18 protein-coding genes and 2 other annotated features (1 of these 20 only partly in view) are annotated in these 18,275 nt (G+C 31.9%); all 18 genes read right to left on the bottom strand.

Annotated elements, in window-relative coordinates:
* Nucleotides 1-21 precede the first annotated feature (21 nt).
* The 18 genes from ruvA to CD035_RS12490 all read right to left on the bottom strand — a co-directional run bounded on the left by ruvA (nucleotide 22) and on the right by CD035_RS12490 (nucleotide 18,111).
* On the bottom strand, nucleotides 22-612 hold the full coding sequence (ruvA, locus tag CD035_RS12575; RefSeq protein ID WP_048539643.1) for a Holliday junction branch migration protein RuvA: 591 nt from the start codon (nucleotides 610-612) through the stop codon (nucleotides 22-24).
* A 14-nt stretch (nucleotides 613-626) separates the two neighbouring features.
* Nucleotides 627-1,088, bottom strand: coding sequence for an ACT domain-containing protein (locus tag CD035_RS12570; protein ID WP_048539642.1), 462 nt, complete (start codon nucleotides 1,086-1,088; stop codon nucleotides 627-629).
* A 12-nt stretch (nucleotides 1,089-1,100) separates the two neighbouring features.
* Nucleotides 1,101-2,390 carry a GTPase ObgE gene (gene obgE / locus CD035_RS12565; RefSeq protein WP_048539641.1) on the bottom strand — a complete coding sequence of 430 codons (1,290 nt, stop codon included), beginning with the start codon at nucleotides 2,388-2,390 and terminating at the stop codon, nucleotides 1,101-1,103.
* A 2-nt stretch (nucleotides 2,391-2,392) separates the two neighbouring features.
* Nucleotides 2,393-2,923 (bottom strand): Spo0B domain-containing protein, encoded by a 531-nt coding sequence (locus CD035_RS12560; protein WP_048539813.1) that lies wholly within the window; start codon nucleotides 2,921-2,923, stop codon nucleotides 2,393-2,395.
* A 193-nt stretch (nucleotides 2,924-3,116) separates the two neighbouring features.
* A complete protein-coding gene (rpmA, locus tag CD035_RS12555; RefSeq protein WP_025904267.1) occupies nucleotides 3,117-3,401 on the bottom strand; it encodes a 50S ribosomal protein L27 in 285 nt (94 codons plus the stop codon).
* 10 nt (nucleotides 3,402-3,411) lie between these two features.
* Entirely contained in the window at nucleotides 3,412-3,732 is a 321-nt protein-coding gene (locus tag CD035_RS12550) for a ribosomal-processing cysteine protease Prp (protein WP_037588433.1), read from the bottom strand.
* Between the two features lie 3 nt (nucleotides 3,733-3,735).
* The gene (gene rplU, locus CD035_RS12545; RefSeq protein ID WP_016911517.1) at nucleotides 3,736-4,044 is read right to left on the bottom strand and encodes a 50S ribosomal protein L21; all 309 of its coding nucleotides are present in this window, start codon (nucleotides 4,042-4,044) and stop codon (nucleotides 3,736-3,738) included.
* A gap of 12 nt (nucleotides 4,045-4,056) precedes the next feature.
* Nucleotides 4,057-4,130, bottom strand: a sequence feature (ribosomal protein L21 leader region).
* A 59-nt stretch (nucleotides 4,131-4,189) separates the two neighbouring features.
* Nucleotides 4,190-4,693, bottom strand: coding sequence for a rod shape-determining protein MreD (gene mreD, locus CD035_RS12540; protein WP_048539640.1), 504 nt, complete (start codon nucleotides 4,691-4,693; stop codon nucleotides 4,190-4,192).
* Nucleotides 4,693-5,550, bottom strand: a complete 858-nt coding sequence (mreC, locus tag CD035_RS12535; protein WP_048539639.1) for a rod shape-determining protein MreC — start codon at nucleotides 5,548-5,550, stop codon at nucleotides 4,693-4,695. The genes mreD and mreC overlap by 1 nt, the downstream gene beginning before the upstream one ends.
* A 101-nt stretch (nucleotides 5,551-5,651) precedes the next feature.
* Nucleotides 5,652-6,095: a DUF4930 family protein gene (locus tag CD035_RS12530; RefSeq protein ID WP_048539638.1), complete on the bottom strand. Its 444-nt coding sequence runs from the start codon at nucleotides 6,093-6,095 to the stop codon at nucleotides 5,652-5,654.
* Nucleotides 6,096-6,464: 369 nt separating this feature from the next.
* The gene (locus CD035_RS12525) at nucleotides 6,465-8,213 is read right to left on the bottom strand and encodes an ABC transporter ATP-binding protein (protein ID WP_048539637.1); all 1,749 of its coding nucleotides are present in this window, start codon (nucleotides 8,211-8,213) and stop codon (nucleotides 6,465-6,467) included.
* The gene (locus tag CD035_RS12520; protein WP_048539636.1) at nucleotides 8,210-9,949 is read right to left on the bottom strand and encodes an ABC transporter ATP-binding protein; all 1,740 of its coding nucleotides are present in this window, start codon (nucleotides 9,947-9,949) and stop codon (nucleotides 8,210-8,212) included. The genes CD035_RS12525 and CD035_RS12520 overlap by 4 nt, the downstream gene beginning before the upstream one ends.
* 273 nt (nucleotides 9,950-10,222) lie before the next feature.
* Nucleotides 10,223-10,501, bottom strand: coding sequence for a hypothetical protein (locus CD035_RS12515; RefSeq protein ID WP_048539635.1), 279 nt, complete (start codon nucleotides 10,499-10,501; stop codon nucleotides 10,223-10,225).
* A 44-nt stretch (nucleotides 10,502-10,545) separates the two neighbouring features.
* Nucleotides 10,546-11,262, bottom strand: coding sequence for a RadC family protein (gene radC / locus CD035_RS12510; RefSeq protein ID WP_037588446.1), 717 nt, complete (start codon nucleotides 11,260-11,262; stop codon nucleotides 10,546-10,548).
* Nucleotides 11,252-11,977 (bottom strand): prepilin peptidase, encoded by a 726-nt coding sequence (locus CD035_RS12505; RefSeq protein ID WP_048539634.1) that lies wholly within the window; start codon nucleotides 11,975-11,977, stop codon nucleotides 11,252-11,254. Before CD035_RS12505 ends, radC begins: the two co-directional genes overlap by 11 nt.
* 168 nt (nucleotides 11,978-12,145) lie before the next feature.
* The gene (locus CD035_RS12500; RefSeq protein WP_048539633.1) at nucleotides 12,146-13,543 is read right to left on the bottom strand and encodes a YfcC family protein; all 1,398 of its coding nucleotides are present in this window, start codon (nucleotides 13,541-13,543) and stop codon (nucleotides 12,146-12,148) included.
* A gap of 666 nt (nucleotides 13,544-14,209) precedes the next feature.
* The gene (locus tag CD035_RS12495) at nucleotides 14,210-15,472 is read right to left on the bottom strand and encodes a bifunctional folylpolyglutamate synthase/dihydrofolate synthase (RefSeq protein ID WP_048539632.1); all 1,263 of its coding nucleotides are present in this window, start codon (nucleotides 15,470-15,472) and stop codon (nucleotides 14,210-14,212) included.
* Nucleotides 15,473-15,480: 8 nt separating this feature from the next.
* Nucleotides 15,481-18,111 carry a valine--tRNA ligase gene (locus CD035_RS12490; protein WP_048539631.1) on the bottom strand — a complete coding sequence of 877 codons (2,631 nt, stop codon included), beginning with the start codon at nucleotides 18,109-18,111 and terminating at the stop codon, nucleotides 15,481-15,483.
* 40 nt (nucleotides 18,112-18,151) lie between these two features.
* Nucleotides 18,152-18,275 (bottom strand) — a binding site (T-box leader); it runs 89 nt beyond the window's last position.

The following is an 18,275-nucleotide window of genomic DNA, read 5'->3' as shown; positions in this document are numbered from 1 at the left end:
TCATCCAAAAAATCACCTCATTTACTGAATAAGTAATGCTAAACCTCTTTTAACACAAGCATCTACTGAATCAAATGATTCTTTTTCTAGGTTCTTCTTAACTTTTGTAATTTCTCGTCTAGAGTAACCTAATGCTTCTAAAGCTAACAATGCTTCTTCTAATACATCTTGACCGGCATCTTTACTTTCTGGGAATAACTCAGACTCTTCAGTGATAACTAATTTCCCTTTTAAATCAAGAATAATTTGTCTTGCTGTTTTTTTACCGATACCAGGAAACTTTGTCAAATATGATTCATTTTCATTTTCTATAGCAATTGCTACTTCATTAGGCGTGCTTGTCGCTAAAATTGCTAATGCTGACTTCGGTCCAATACCTGTTACTTTAATTAAGCTTAAAAACATATCCTTTTCTTCTAGATTCACAAATCCATATAATAATTGGGCATCTTCACGCACAATTAATTGTGTATATACTTGCGTTTCTTTATCTAATTGAGATTGAAAACGATATGAGTTTGGTGTTTGAATTTCATAACCTATACCATTTGCCTCAACTACAATATGAGAAGGATATAATTGTGAAACGATTCCTTTTATATATGCATACATTTAGACAACTTCCTTTACATACTCATTCCGATAACTTCTACTTCATCAACATACGGACTTTCTTTAATTGCATCCATTAACTCTTCTAATGATAACTCAATATTTGCAGCATTAAGAGAAATTGTAATCGTTGCTCTATCCTTTATTGGTAGACTTTGATGGATGGTAAGAACAGAACCATTAACTTCAGCAATTTTATTCAAGACAGTTGCGAGCATACCAACTTCATCTTGCACATATAAAATTAATGTAATATTTCTGGTCTGTTCTTCTAATCTATCAATTGGAAATATTGTATCTTTATATTTATAAAAAGCACTTCTAGATAAATTAAATTCTTTAACTGCATCATAAATCGTTAAATTATTATGTTTTAATAATGCATTTTTAACTTTGATTGTCTTTTGCACTGACTCTGGCAAAACATCTTCTCTGATTAAATAAAACCTTTTTGTTGATTCATTTGATTTTTTCAATTGGAACACGCCCTATTCGACAAATTCAAATTCTCCACCTAAAATTCTTACAATATCACCATTTGATGCACCACGTTCTCTTAAGGCATCATCAATACCCATTGAACGCATTTGTCTTGCAAATCTTCTAACAGCTGCATCACGATTAAAGTCTGTCATTTTGAATAATCTTTCAATCGAATTACCTGATACAACATAGGCACCATCGTCATCTCTCGTAATAACAAAATGATCTCGTGATTTCTCGTGTTTATATACAACACGATGTACACCAGTTTCTTCTTCGACTGAATCGAAGTCCATTCCTTCAGTTTCATCTAATAAATCAGCAATTTGATATAGTAGTTTATCAACGTTATGACGTGTAACTGTACTAATAGGAATAATATTAACATCTTCTTGCAGTTGTTCTTTGAACATTTCTAATTGTGTTTCTGAATCTGGTAAATCCATTTTATTCGCAACGACAATTTGTGGTCTTCTAGAAAGATTTTCATTATATGATTTTAATTCTTGATTAATTGTAACATAATCTTCATATGGGTCTCTGCCTTCCATTCCACTCATATCTATTATATGAACAATTACTCTTGTACGTTCAATATGTCTTAAGAATTGATGACCTAAACCTACACCTTCAGAAGCACCTTCAATTAAACCTGGTAAATCTGCCATTACAAATCCTCTACCATCATTTGTTTGGACAACGCCTAAATTAGGTTTAATTGTCGTAAAGTGATAAGCACCGATTTTTGGTTTTGCTTTGGAAACGATAGATAATAATGTTGATTTACCAACGCTTGGATAACCTACTAAACCTACATCCGCCATAAGTTTAAGTTCTAACATGACTTCAAGTTCTTCACCAGGTTCACCATTTTCACAGAAATCTGGTGCTGGATTACTTGCTGAAGCAAATCTTGAGTTACCTCTACCACCACGGCCACCTTTAGCAACTGTAGCACGTTGACCATGTTCAACAAGGTCAGCTAGAATCTCTTCATTTTCAGCATTTTTAATAATTGTACCAGGTGGTACTTTTAATACTAAGTCGTCTGATCCACGACCATGCATGTTACTACTTTGTCCATTCTCACCTTTATCAGCTTTAAATTTTCTTTGAAATCTAAAGTCTAATAAAGTACGTAAACCTTCATCTACCTCAAATACGACTGAAGCACCTTTACCACCGTCGCCACCTGCTGGTCCACCAAATGGAACATACTTTTCACGACGAAAAGCTACTAAACCGTTTCCGCCATCACCAGCTTTTAACGATATTTTGACCTGATCTATAAACATGTTTACACCTCTATTTCTTTTAAGTTAATAAAAAATTCTAATTCTATATAATTTTGACTTTCTGATAAAATTTCAACGTTATATTTAGAAAATGATTGTTCAATTTGATTAAAGTCCTTATTAGTTGGACTTAAGCAAACAAGCATTGTGACAAATTCTTCTTCTACTGTAAGACTAATATAAATATTTTTTTCATCCATATCGTTAATCACAACAGCTTTCAAATCATTAAATATATTAGTTAAAGTATCATCAGTTCTTTCTAAGTTCTTTTGATAATAATCGATATTTGAGTTATCAATTTCAAATGTCCATTTAGAGCCTGACAAAGATAGTTTGTATTCAAATACATTATGAACAAATTTTCTACACGGTGCATTTAAAAACAACTGTTCTTGCTTGAGATTTTTGTACAATTCATCAATTAATAAATCAACCTCTTCATGTTTTCCTAACTGTTTATATGTATATAACAATTGGAACTGATTCACAAAATCATGTCTAGACTTTAAATACACATCTAAATTATTCATTCCATCACCTTTATTATCGTTATTCATAACACTCATTATAACATTTTCGTATTATGAATAAAAAAAGAAACTGCAATTCTGAATAGCTTCTTTATATATAAACCACACTATGCATTCTTATTTAAATAACTGCCAACATAATGATTGAGGCTGGGACAATTATATATGTCCCAGCCTCATCTAAATATAAAGATTATTCAGCAGCTGCGTATACAGATACTTTCTTTTTGTCACGACCAAAACGTTCGAATTTAACAACGCCGTCGATTTTAGCGAATAATGTATCGTCTCCACCGCGACCTACGTTTTCACCAGCGAAAACTTTAGTTCCACGTTGACGATAAAGAATAGAACCACCAGTAACGAATTGACCGTCAGCACGTTTAGCACCTAAACGTTTTGATTCAGAGTCACGACCGTTCTTTGTAGAACCTACCCCTTTTTTCGATGCGAAAAATTGTAAGTTTAATTTTAACATGAGTTACACCTCACTTGTAATTTAGTTTAATATATTGCCCATATTCTTCTTCGATTGTTTTCAAAGAAACGATAAGGCCTTGTAATAATATTTGCGCTTGTTCATTTTCTAAGTTTACACTACGTATATGAAAATATCCACCGTCGTCACTGTAATCTATATCAGGCGACTCATCAGTTAATCCAATGATAGCATTTGTTGTACCAAAGACAACTGCTGAAGCACCGGCACAGACTAAGTCTTTACCGTATTCACCTGAATCAGCATGTCCAGACATTTCAATATCTGTAACTTGCCCTTCTTGATTCAAACTAACATCTACATTAATCATAAATTATGCGTTGATTTTTTCGATTGTTAATTTAGTGTAAGGTTGACGATGACCTTGTTTACGTTTGTAGTTTTTCTTAGCTTTGTATTTGAATACAGTGATTTTTTTACCGCGTCCTTGTTTTTCAACTTTAGCAGTAACTGAAGCACCTTCAACAACAGGTGATCCAACTTTAACTGAATCTCCACCTACAAATAATACTTGGTCAAATGTGAATGAATCACCTTCATTTACGTCTAATTTCTCAACCCAAATTGTTTGACCTTCTTCTACTTTAACTTGCTTTCCGCCAGTTTCAATTATAGCAAACATACTTGCACCTCCTAATTTTTTAAGTCACGCCATTCATAGGTGACATACGTACTTTAAGACCTATGATCGAGCGGTTGTATGTAGCTAGAAACTACTCAACTTCAATAGATTACCACCTACAGCTATTGATGTCAATATTCTTTCATTAATTCGTATTTCTTTCTAATAATTTTAATACAAATGGGAATATGATGATTAAGCATATCAAATTAAATATGACAGTTGGTATTAATCTAAATAGAATAATTTGACCAATATTAATAGAAACAATACCTAAAAATCCATAAAAAACCATTACCCATATTTCAAGTAATACAACTGATGATATTAAGAGTATAACCATCATTAAAATGTCTCTATAAAATACTTTAAATAGTTTATCCATCATAATTACAAAAGTTGCATATCCAAATGTATAGACACCGTATATACCGCCATAATAAATATCTGTAAAAATACCTGTTACGATTGCTAAAATAATAGCAACTTTAGGATTTTTGTATACAGCAATTATTAGTAAGTACAAAAATGTTAATCGAGGCACGATTATAAATGTCTCATTAAATAAATTTAACGGTGATAAACGTGTTAATAATGAATCTAAATAAAATAATAAGACACCAATTAAAGGAATAACGTAAAATCTCATTATTCCTCACCACTTTCATCAGATGAAGGTATCGTTTCTGGATCACGTTTAGCAACATATACATGGTTTAAGTCTTTAATATTTGTAGATGTCTTAATGTAAGCGACTTTAGATAATCCATATTCATCATTTTCTACTTTTTCTACTTTACCTACTAATATACCTTTAGGAAGTTGGTCACCTAAACCATTTGTTACAACTTTAGAGCCTTTTTTGATGCTGTATTTATTATCGATATCACTAATAACAAGTAAATCTTTATTTTCATCATATCGATTAATCATACCAAAGATATTTTCATCGTCTTGTTGAATATCTACTGAAAGCTTACTCGTTTTAACACTTGTAGATATTAACTCAACTTGTGAAGAAAATTGATTTGCTTTTTTAATTCTACCTACTAAACCTTCACTCGTAATGACAGCCATATTTTCTTTCATGCCGCTCTTTTTACCTTTATCAATGATGACTGTATTCATCCATTGATCCGGACTTCTACCGATTATAGTAGCTGATATTGGATTGAATTGCGAAATATCTTTCATATCCAATTCTTTTTTTAAGGCTTTGTTTTCTTTTTCTAATCTCGCTTTATCAGCTTTGATTTGATCTGTACTTTTTACTTCTTCTTTTAATTTATCAACGTCTTCGTCTGAAGTGAAAATTCCAGAGAAGAAGTCAGAAACAAAAGTAACTGGATAAGATACGATTCTTCCACCAAACGATGATGTATCACTCGCATATTGTTCACTAAGCGATGCAGATTGTGCTCTCACTGAATAACCAACAATTACAATTAATAAAACCATAGAAATTAGAAAAATCATTATTTTATTATTTTTAAAAAAATTCGACAATCCAAACACCTCTTAATCTTCAAATGACTCATTAACAATGATATTACTATTTTAGCTTACACAGCACTTTAAATAAAGTAAGAGACTGCCGAAATAAAAATTTAATATGCAGTTTTAGGTAATAATTCTATATTTGAGTGCATTGCACTTAAATCATTCATTAAATCTTGCTCTGTTTGATATACGTACATCTTGGGTTCACCAAATTTATACAAGATATACTCTGTTCCTCTTTGCCCTGCAACATAGTTGTCGTCATATCCCATACGTTCTAGTCCTGAAACATCCATGAATTCACTTTTATTAATCCAATTAAATGCTTGTTTAGTTTGACCTAACGGTACATTTTGCAACAATGGATTATCTTCAATTTTATAAGTTGCATTTGCATGTTGTGGAGACATTTCTTCAGTTGTTTGTTCATTACTGTGATCAAACGGGTTTAAATCACTCAATGCTGGTACATTTCTATATACAATAACAATGATAATGACAATTGCTAATAACGCTAATAAATTTCTAATTAATCTAAATAACCATCTCAAAATTATAGACACCTCTCATTCATTTATATTATACGAAAATTGTTTGAATATCATCATCGGGCTTTAGACCTAAACCTTTAATCATTCTGTAGTCTGATGTAATTACTTGCTCTATTCTATATAATGAATTCAAGAGGTGATAAATTTGGAATTAATATATATATTTTTAGCTATCTTGTTTTTAATTATCTTTTTTAGATTTTTCGTTGGACTATTAAGAGTTGTAATAAAATTAGCAATCATCGCTTTAGTTATTTACTTCATATATCAAGGCGTACTTTACTTTATGTGACCGCAATGATGAGTTTAAAAAATATAAAACAATGGCCTGGGAAATTGTATCCCAGGCCATTAGTTTGTTTAACTCGATTAATCTGTTAAAGACTGCATTTGATACATTTTGTAATATTGTCCTTCTAATTTAATTAACTCATCATGATTGCCTTTTTCAATGATGCGTCCTTTATCAAGAACAATAATTTGATCAGCATTCTTAATCGTTGAAAGTCGGTGTGCAATAATAAATGATGTTCTTCCTTTAGACAACACAGTCATTGCTTTTTGTATGATTTCTTCCGTTTCAGAATCAATACTTGAAGTCGCTTCATCTAAAATCAAAATTTCTGGATCAAATGCCAGTGCTCTCGCAAATGATATAATTTGTCGTTGACCAGAACTTAATGTTCGACCTCTTTCTATAACTGGCTCATCAATACCTTTTTTGAAGTGTTCTAACACTCTATCTCCACCTACTGCATTTAAACTTTCAACAGCTTTTTCTCTCGTTACTTTAGGGTCGTCTAATGTAATGTTGGATAAAATAGTCCCTGTATATAAGTATGGGTCTTGTAATACAATGCCCATATGTTTACGCATATCTCTTTTGTCCGTTTTAATGGTCGGTATACCATCAATTTCAATCGTTCCATCAGTAGGATCATAGAATCTGAAAAGTAAATTCATAATAGAACTTTTCCCTGACCCTGTATGTCCAACCAATGCAATTGTTTGTCCTTTATCGACTTCTAAATTGATATTTTCCAATACGTATTCACCTTCATTATAAGCAAACGATACATCGTTAAAATGAACATGACCTTCTATTTTTTCAGGCAACTGAATTTTATGTTCTGGCATCTTTTCTTCAGACACATTCATCATTTCAAATACTCTCACGCAAGAAACTCTTGCTTGTTCTAATTGTCCCAATACATTTAATACACCAAACAAAGGATCAAACAATCTTGTTATATAATTTACAAGAATATATAACGTACCAACTGAAATTGCGACAGAAGAATTTAGAAATTGTGTTCCAAATACGACAATCAACATTAAAAACACAATACTTCTAATCGTACTCAACAAGTTATGTTCTGTCAGCGAATCAAATTGTATGATTTTTTTATAATTGTTTAAATACGCTTGATTCATTTCATCAAAATCATTCATAATTTGTTTTTCTTGTTTAAATGCTTGAATGATATTCATACCATTTATAGATTCATTGATAAGTGCATTCATATCACTGTTTTTTTCTCGAATTACATAGTTGTATTTACCCGTTACTTTTTTGTACCACAATAACCAAAGTATTACGAAAGGTATTGTAATCAGTGCGATGAGTCCAATTTTTGTATTAATAAAGAATATCGCAATAATGACACCTATCATCGTGATAAAAGCCGAAATAAAGTTTGGTAATATAACAGTGAATAGTTCGAGTATCATTTGTGTATCATTCGTGATTCTTGCTACTACTTTTCCTGCTGGTAAATTATCAAAGTATTTTATCGGTAACTTTTGTACGTGTTCAAAAAGTTTAATTCTTAACTCTTTAATAACATCTGAGCCAGCACGTTGAAGAACGAGTGTTTGAAAATAACTTAATATCGCATGAATGAGTGACACTACAAAAAACAAACTCAATAATAGTAGCACTGGTCGTAGTTGTATAATTTGTGAAGCAGATGTTTTAACATAATGATCAATAATATACATAGCAACCAATGGCCCTAATAATTCGAATCCCACTGCTCCAATTAAAATAACAATACCAATGATGAATCTTTTCTTATATTTACTAACAAATGGAAAGAGTTGATTTACAATACTCACTTGCTATACACCTCCTTCAACCGTTGTCTTTCAAATTGAGATTTGTACCAACCATTCTTTTGAAGTAATTGGTCATGCGTACCTGACTCTGTTATTTCTCCATGGTCCATTACAACAATTTGATTAGCATGTTTAACACCAGATAATCGATGTGTCGCAATAATAGTTGTTTTGCCTTGTCTATATTTTTGTATATTTTGTATAATTTTCTTTTCTGTTTTTGCATCAACAGCAGATAGTGCATCGTCTAAAATTAATATTTTAGGATCCATAATCAATGCTCTAGCAATTGCTATTCTTTGCTTTTGACCTCCAGAAATTGCTATGCCTTTTTCTCCTACTAATGTTTCTAAACCTTGTGGTAAACGTTCGATATCTTTTTCAAAGTATGCTAATTTGATTGCTTCTTTGATATCATTATCAGTAGCATCTGATTTACCAAATCTAATGTTATCTCTAATAGATCTAGAGAATAAAATGTTTTCTTGAGATACATAACCAATTAAACTTCTTAAATCACTTTTTGAAATTTGATTAATATTAGTATCTCCAAGTACGATTTCTCCATCACCAGTAGGATATTCTTTCAAAATTTGTTTGATTAACGTTGTCTTACCAGAACCAGTTGCACCGACAATACCTAAAGTTTCACCTTTACCTAGTATGATATTGATGTTGTTCAAGTTAATGGATTCACTCGATGGATATTTAAACACAACAGAATTCATACCTATATCATGTGAAGGCATGCCTTTATTTTCTACATCAAGTACTGTTTCCGCTTCATTTAACGTTTCTTCAACACGATCTATAGACGCATTACCTCTTTGCATGATATTAATCAAAATGCCAACTGAAAACATTGGCCATACGAGCATATTTAAATATACGGTGAATGAAATCAGACCACCAATTGTCATTTCACCACTGTTAACAAGAAAAGCTCCATAACCTATTCCGATAACTTGACTCATAGCAGTGATAATAATCGTTATTGGTTGAAAAAACGCATCCATTTTTTCAACATTCATAAATTTTTCTACGACACTTTCAGTCATATTTTTGAAATCTTTGTTGAGTTTATCTTCTTGTACATACGCTCTTGTAACACGTACACCTTCAATAGACTCAAGAACACTGTCATTCATATCACCAAACGATTTTTGTGAAACTAAATAGCGTTTATGAATTCTTTTACCTAATTCAATTTCTAATATGGCTAGTAAAGGTAATGGAATCAGTGCAAATAGTGTAAGCTTCCATGATACTGTAATACCCATCGTTAATATTATCGTTCCCATAAATGTTGTAGAATCAATTAAAGTTAAAATCCCTATCCCTGCAGTATTTCTAATTTGATTCAAATCGTTTGTAGACTTTGCCATCAAATCTCCAGTTCGATTTTTCTCAAAAAATGTTGGACTCATTGATAAAAATTTTTGCATCAGTTTACGTCTCATAATTGATTCAAGTATTTGAGAACCTGAAAAAATTAAAGTTCTCCAAATATAATTCACAATATAAGACAAAATTAATACAATTATAAAAATAATCACTAATTGATGATATATTTGTTCAGTTAAAGAACGGTCACTTATCTTATCTATAGTCTGCCCTACTATCCAAGGTGGCAGTACTTCTACAACGTTCGCAATTAATAACAGAATAATTGCAATCGAATATCTCTTCCAATGATCTTTAAAAAACCACATTAACTTTTTAATTGCTTGAAACATGTTGTCCCCCCTTAACCCCTATCATTAAACACAAAAAAGCACACGCATCCTTAAAGAAAGCGTGTGCTTAAATTACATTCTAAAGGAAGTGAATATACTACTCCCTAATGCTTCATATTTAACGTAGGGGTAGTGATGTATGATGTTGTTTGTTTATAAAATCTTCTTCTGATGTTTCTCATAAGTCACTACCTCCTCTCTCATAAATTTAAGTTAATGATAGCCTTTTCAAAAATTAATGTCAATATAATATCCGAAAATTTACAATTTTATTTATTTGTTTAATATTTTGTTTAAAATGAATAATGTAATTGAAACGAGAATACCCCAAGCAATTCCTGCAACAATTGAACCAAGTATTAAATTAATTGAAAGTGCAGAACCGTCTTTAGTTAAAGTAAGAATAATGGAAGCTAAGAATACACCAATGATGCCTAACACCAACGTGATGCCATAGTCTTTTCTAACAATTGGTCGCTTTTTCTTACGTTGAAATAAAGAAATAATAAATAGTAACGGTAATACGACAAATAAGAACGTTATGATTTGCAAAATAAAAACTCCTGACTCATTTTTAATTACATTATAACATTGAATCATTCAGTTATATTATTAATTTCTAAGTCTTCACGCATGATATAGTCATTTTCAAATATGCTAATAAATTCTCCATCACCAATGATAATATGATCTAATAAATCGATACCCATTAAATCACAACAATATAATATTCGCTTTGTCGTTTTAATATCTTCTAATGATGGTGTCGGATCACCACTTGGATGATTATGTGCAATGACAATTGAAGCAGCAGAATGCTTAACTGCCTCTCTCAATAAATCTCTCGGATGAACAACCGCCATATTTAATGAACCAATAAAAATCGATTGTTCATGTATAATTTGATTCTTTGTATTTAATAATAAAGCAACAAAGTGTTCTTGCTTTAAATATCTTAATTTTTCCATTAAATAATCTGCAACATCTTGTGGTTCATTGATTTCTACTTTGTCGAGAACGGTATTGCTATGCATTCTTTTAGCTAATTCAATAACTGCTAAAATTGTAATGGCTTTAGATTCACCAATGCCATTAACAGAAAGCAATTCAGACAATGTTAAATGTCTTAGCTCTCTTGTATTTTCAACTAAATTTAATACTTTATTCGCACATTCTAGACTGGAATATTGTTTGCTTCCTGAATTAATAATAATCGCCAACAATTCTCTATTTGTTAATTTATCCGGACCATATGATTTCAGTCTTTCTCTCGGTTTATCTTCATGTTGTAAATCTTTAATTTTAATAACCATAGTTGCCTCCTAAAAAATAATCATTAAGTTGAGTTTGGAATAATTGTACAAATATAACTGCAAGTGTCATAAAAGGAACGAGTGGTACTTTTTGAATTTTGTTTCTAGTGGTACATACATAAAGTGTGATCAATACACCCGCAAATATAAAAGTAAACATAAAACATAATATAAAATGTGATACCGGCAAAATTAAACTGAGTAACGAAAACAATTTAATATCTCCATAACCTAGCCCTCCCCTTGATATGAAATATAAGATGTGCAAAATTAATATGATAAACAGTGCGTAAAAAAATTGTTCTCGCGTTATTCCAAATAAATAAACACTACATACTAACATAATGATGAGCATATGATTCGGTATGACAAAATGATGGAAATCATAAATAGATAAAGGTATTAAAAATATAATTAAGAAGTAATACAAAAGAGGATTTAATTGAACTACTGAAAGAATGGGAATCAGAAATAGTATGCCTAAAAGGACTTCACAAACTAATAAAATTATTGGAATGCGCTTCTTACAATAACGACATTTACCGTGTAATGCTACATAACTTACAATGGGTAATAAATCTATCGGTTTAAGTGATGTATGACATGATTCACAAACTGAACGTTTCGTTAATAAATGAAAACCCACATTTTTCACACCCGTAAGTTGATACATATAACTTGCAATGATTGCACCGAATATAAACATTTTGAACATACTTTTTAGCTCCTTTTTGATATATATTAATATACCAAATGTGACCACAATATTTATAATCGCATATTGTTAGTAAATAGCTCTAATACTTTTTAACTCTTTATAAATCCATTAAAAAAACTTGAAAAACATCTAAAGATAGCATGTGTTTTTCAAGTTTTGTAAAATTTAATAACCTAGGGCTAATGCAATAATAATACCAACTAAGCAGATAACAACCCACAGTAATAATAACTTCCAAATAAATTTAACCCAAGTTGTGTATGAGATTCCTGCTACAGCTAATCCTCCCATTAACGAAGCTGATGTTGGGAATATACTATTACTCACTGCATCACCATATTGGAAGGCAAGTACTGCCATTTGTCTATTGATATTCAATAAATCAGAAATAGGCACCATTAATGGCATAGTCGTCATCGCTTGACCAGAACCAGAAGGGATAAAGAAATTCAGGACCATTTGTATGATAAACATCATCCCTACCGTAATACTTGCTGGTAAATCTTGAATTGTATTTGTTAAATAATAAACTATTGTGTCGATAATTTTACCATTTTCTAATACAACGACGATTGCTTTAGCGAAACCAACAATTAATGCCCCAAATAAAATAGATTGCATACCCTCGATTAAAGCATCGAAAGTACCATTAAAACCTAAACCAGCAATAAAACCTGCCAATAATCCTACAAGCAAGAAATTAGCACTCATTTCATTAAATGACCAACCAAATGTAAAAATGCCAAATACGTTAAAACATATTGCACTGACTAATAAAATTAAACAAAACATTTGTCGCTTTGTAAATCTACCAATCTCTTCTTGTGGTTCTGTTTGATTCTTTTCTTGTTGTTCTAACTCGTATACTAAACTTTTCTTTGGATTCTTTTTAACTTTTCGAGCGTAAAACATAACGTATGCAATACCAACAATTAATACACAAATATAAATAATCGTTCTAAATTCCCATCCAGAAAAAAGCGGAATTTCTGCAATCTGTTGAGCAACTCCAACTGTAAATGGGTTGAGCATTCCACCCAGAAAGCCAGCAGCAGCGCCCATGATAATCATTGCAGCACCTGTCATTGCATCATATCCAACTGCTCTAGCAATCGCTATACCGATTGGAACAAAGATAATTGTCTCTTCAGCTAAACCTATCGAGAAACCAAGCAATGAAAAAATAAACATCGTTAGTGGAATCATTAACTTACCGTTTTTACCAAGCTTGTTCATTGCAGCATTGACGCCATTGGTAATGGCACCTGTCTTATGAATAATGCCAAATGCACCACCAACTAAAAATATGTAAAAGATAATATCAGCACCACTGATTAATCCTTCAGGTATAGATCTAAATATTTCTAAAAATCCAGAAGGTTCACTATCTACTAAATGATATGTACCTGAAACAACCTCTTTCCGATCATTAACAGACTTCCTGTCAAATTCCCCAGAAGGTATCACATATGTCAGTAAACAACTCATAGCAATAATGAAAAGCAATATAGCATATGTATGAGGATTCTTGAACCTTATAAATTTTCCAACTATATCTTTCAAATTAATCCCCCCTATTTATAAGTACCATCATACACTATTATCAGAAAATATTGAATATTATATAAAAATCTATGATTTTGTTCGTGCATGCTTGCCTAGGGTATGGTTCGAGCCTGTAGTCTCTCACTCATACAATTCCCTCAGGCGTCAGCACGTTACAAAATCGTTAAAAATAATCTGAGAACTTATCCGCGAAAAGCATGGGCATAAAAAAATGAGTTTGGGACATAATTCCTAACTCAAATTAAATAACACCTCATTTACTGATTTATTCAGTAAAAATGAGGTGTTTTTATGATTTTTGGCTTAATTTGTGAAGGCGTGTTTATAGTATGGTGCCCATAGTAACAAAAGTCAACGGAAGTGTAACTAAGGATGTCCATAGTAACAAAAGTCAGCGGAAGTGTAACTAAGGATACCCATAGTAACAAAAGTCAGCGGAAGTGTAACTAAGGATACCCATAGTAACAAAACGACACTCGTTAAAGATATATAAGAAAAGAGACTGGGACATAATGTAATGTCTCAGTCTCTTTTATCATATTGGCAGTAGATGTCTGAATTGTAAATGCGCTTGTACCAAGCTTTTTTCAACTCTAGTCATCCTTGCCAGGACAAAGAAATCTTTTTATACAAATTAGATTTCTGTCCCACTCCCACTCTATATTAATCTTTAAATAATTTTCTTACTTCGCTAATAAAGTATAAACTTCCTGTTACAACGAGTAATTCTCCGTCGTACTGTTCAATAAATTGAGGATAGTCTTGAACTTTTTCAATATGGTGATGCTCTAAATAATCGTATACTGCATCAATTGGTAATGCTTTTGGAAAATCAAATGTTGTCACATAAAATCTATTGGCTATTTCTTCTATGCTACTCATCATTTTCCCTATTGGCTTACCATCTATCGCTGCAAATAATACATCGATTTTTTTGTCAGAATAGTATTGTTTTAATGTATCTACTAATGCATCAATACTTTCTTTATTATGTGCACCGTCTATTAAAATAAGTGGTTCTTCTTGAACTTTTTCAATTCGACCTGACCATGTTGTATGTTCTATCGCTTCAATCATTGTATTAAAGTTTAATTGAATCATACCTCTTTGATACATTTCAATAAGTGTTGTAATCGCAAGTGCAGCATTTTCATGCTGATGTTGGCCTATCATTTTTAGTTGAATGTTTTCTAATTCATAACTACCATATCGATACGTAAATTCAGTATCATCTGACAGTACATGAAAATCTCGATCTAGTTCTAGACCTTTATTGTAATTTTTCTCAACTACTTCTCTAACGAAATGTAAGGCATCTTTAGGCTTAATGGCATATACAAGCGGAACACTTGGTTTAATGACACCAGCTTTTTCTCTTGCAATATCCATATACGTATCGCCTAAAATATTAGTATGATCTAAACCGATACTTGTTAACACCGTCATTATTGGTTGAAATACATTCGTTGAATCATTTAAAGCACCTAATCCCGCTTCAATGATGACAAAGTCTACAGGATGTACTGTACCAAAATATACAAACATCATTAATGTAATAATTTCAAATTCAGTAGCTGGACCTAATTCAGTTTCAGATTCAAGTCGTTCAGATATTGGTTTAACTATCTGAACTAACTCAACCAATTCATCATCTGTGATTGGTGTTCCATTAATACTGATTCTTTCATTGAAAGTGACTATAAATGGCGATGTGAAAGTACCAATTTCATAGTTATTAGCTACTAGGGCTTCTCTTAAATAACTGACAGTTGAACCTTTACCATTTGTACCGACTACGTGAACTGCTTGAATCTTTTCTTCAGGATTACCTAATTTGTCGAGCATCCACTTCATTCTTTTAACGCCTGGTTTAATACCGAACTTCGTGCGTTCATGTATCCAGTGTAAACTATCTAAATAATTCATAAGATTTCCTAGCCTTTCAGTTGTTCAATTCTTGCTAATACACCATCATATTTTTCTTGATAATTAACTTTTTTATCTTTTTCTTCGTTAATAATCTTTTCAGGTGCATTTGCAACGAATTTTTCATTGCTTAATTTTTTATTAACACGATCTAATTCTTTTTGCCATTTTTGAAGTTCTTGTTCAAGTCTTTCTATTTCTTTATCCATGTCAATTAAACCTTCTAAAGGTAATACAACTGTCGCACCAAATACAACTTCAGTCATCGCTTTTTCTGGAATATCAACTTTTGTATCAATCACTAACTCACTTGGATTACAGAAACGCATTAAATAATCTTTATTGTCTAAAAGTTGTTTTTTCACTTTTTCATCTTTAGCTTCAATGTGAATTGGTACTTCTTTAGACATTGGTGTATTCACTTCACGACGTGCTTGTCTTACAGATTTAATGATTTCAACTAATAGTTGCATAGATACTTTACTATTTTCATTTGATAATTCTGGTCTTACTTCAGGCCATGAAGCTTGAATAATTGTTTCACCTTCATGTGGTAATGCTTGCCAAATATGTTCGGTTACGAATGGCATTAATGGATGAAGCATACGCATTGTTTGATCTAACGTATAAGCTAATACTGAACGTGTCATTTGTTTTTTAGCTTCGTCCTCACCATTCATTGGTATTTTACTCATTTCGATATACCAATCACAGAATTCATCCCAAATGAAGTTATATAATACACGACCAACTTCACCGAATTCATATTTATCACTTAAATCCGTAACGTTCGCAATTGTTTCATTTAATCGTGTAAGAATCCATTCATCTGCAACAGATTTTTCACCAGATAAGTCTATATCTTCAAATTTGAAATCTTCACCGATATTCATAATGCTGAAACGTGACGCATTCCAAATTTTATTGATAAAGTTCCATACCGCTTCAACTTTTTCAGTAGAATAACGTAAGTCATGACCTGGAGATGAACCAGTAGCTAAGAAGTATCTTAAACTATCTGCACCATATTCATCAATTACATCCATTGGATCAACACCGTTACCAAGTGATTTACTCATTTTACGGCCATCTTCAGCTCTTACTAATCCGTGTAATAAAACGTCATTGAATGGCTTTTTACCTGTAAATTCTAAACCTTGGAAAATCATTCTTGATACCCAGAAGAAAATAATATCATAACCTGTTACTAACGTATTAGTTGGATAGTAACGTTTGAAATCTTCATTGTTTTCATCTGGCCAACCTAATGTTGAGAATGGCCATAATGCAGAACTAAACCATGTATCTAGGACATCTTCATCTTGAGTCCAGTTCTCGATATCTGCTGGTGGTTCTTCACCAACGTATGTTTCGCCTGTTTCATTATGGTACCATGCTGGGATTTGATGACCCCACCATAATTGTCTTGAAATTGTCCAGTCACGAATGTTTTCCATCCATCTATTGAATGTTCCTTCAAAACGATCTGGTACAAAATTAATACGACCATCTGTATCTTGATTGTCTAATGCTTGTTTAGCTAATGGTTCCATTTTAACAAACCATTGTGTAGATAAATAAGGTTCTACTACTGCGCCACTTCTTTCTGAGTGACCAACAGAATGAACATGTTCTTCGATTTTGATTAATTCGCCAGTTTCTTTTAAGTCTTCGATTAATTGTTTACGGCATTCAAAACGATCTAAACCATTATATTTACCTGCTAGCTCATTCATTGTACCGTTTTCATTCATAACATTAATTTTTTCTAGTTGATGTCTTTCACCAATTTCGAAGTCATTAGGGTCATGAGCTGGTGTAACTTTCATTGCACCACTACCAAATTCAATATCAACATAGTCATCACCAATAATCGGTAATTCACGACCAATAATCGGTAATATAACTGATTTACCAATTAAATGTTTGTAACGATCATCATTTGGGTTAACAACGATTGCTGTATCACCTAACATCGTTTCAGGACGTGTCGTTGCAATTCCAATTGCGCCTTCTCCGTCTTTAAAAGGATATTTAATATGATAGAAATGACCTGTAATATCTTCGTGAATAACTTCAATATCAGAAATAGCTGTTTTAGTTTGTGGATCCCAGTTAATAATTCTTTCACCACGATAGATAAGACCTTTGTTATACATATCAACAAACACTTTTTTAACTGCTTGAGATAAGCCTTCATCTAATGTAAAACGTTCACGACTATAGTCTAAACCTAATCCTAATTTAGCCCATTGAGCTCTAATAAAGTCAGCATATTCTTCTTTCCATGACCAAGCATGTTCAAGGAATTTTTCTCTTCCTAAATCATGTCTTGTTAAACCTTGTTCTCTTAATTTACCTTCAACTTTAGCTTGTGTCGCAATACCTGCGTGGTCCATACCTGGTAAATACAATGTGTCATAACCTTGCATTCTTTTCATTCTTGTTAAAATATCTTGTAAAGTTGTATCCCATGCATGACCTAAATGCAACTTCCCTGTTACGTTTGGTGGTGGAATAACAATTGTGTATGTTTCCTTCTCTTTATTTTCACTTGGCTTAAAATAATTATGATCTAACCAAAATTGATAACGGCCTTCTTCAACCTTTTTAGGGTTATACTTAGGTTCCATTTCCATTAAAATCACTCCCTTTATAATATAAAAAACCCGTCCTAATAAATAGGACGGGTTAAACCGTGGTACCACCTAAATTCAATATAATCACTTATATTGCACTCTAACGATTATCGCTCGCACACGCATTAACCTACTTAGTTTCAATTAATGTTCAATTTAAGGCT

The organism is Mammaliicoccus sciuri (assembly GCF_002901825.1).
In the GTDB taxonomy this organism is placed as follows: Bacteria; Bacillota; Bacilli; order Staphylococcales; family Staphylococcaceae; genus Mammaliicoccus; species Mammaliicoccus sciuri.
Note: the sequence above shows the minus strand (reverse complement) of the source record. Positions and strands in the feature narration are given on the sequence as shown.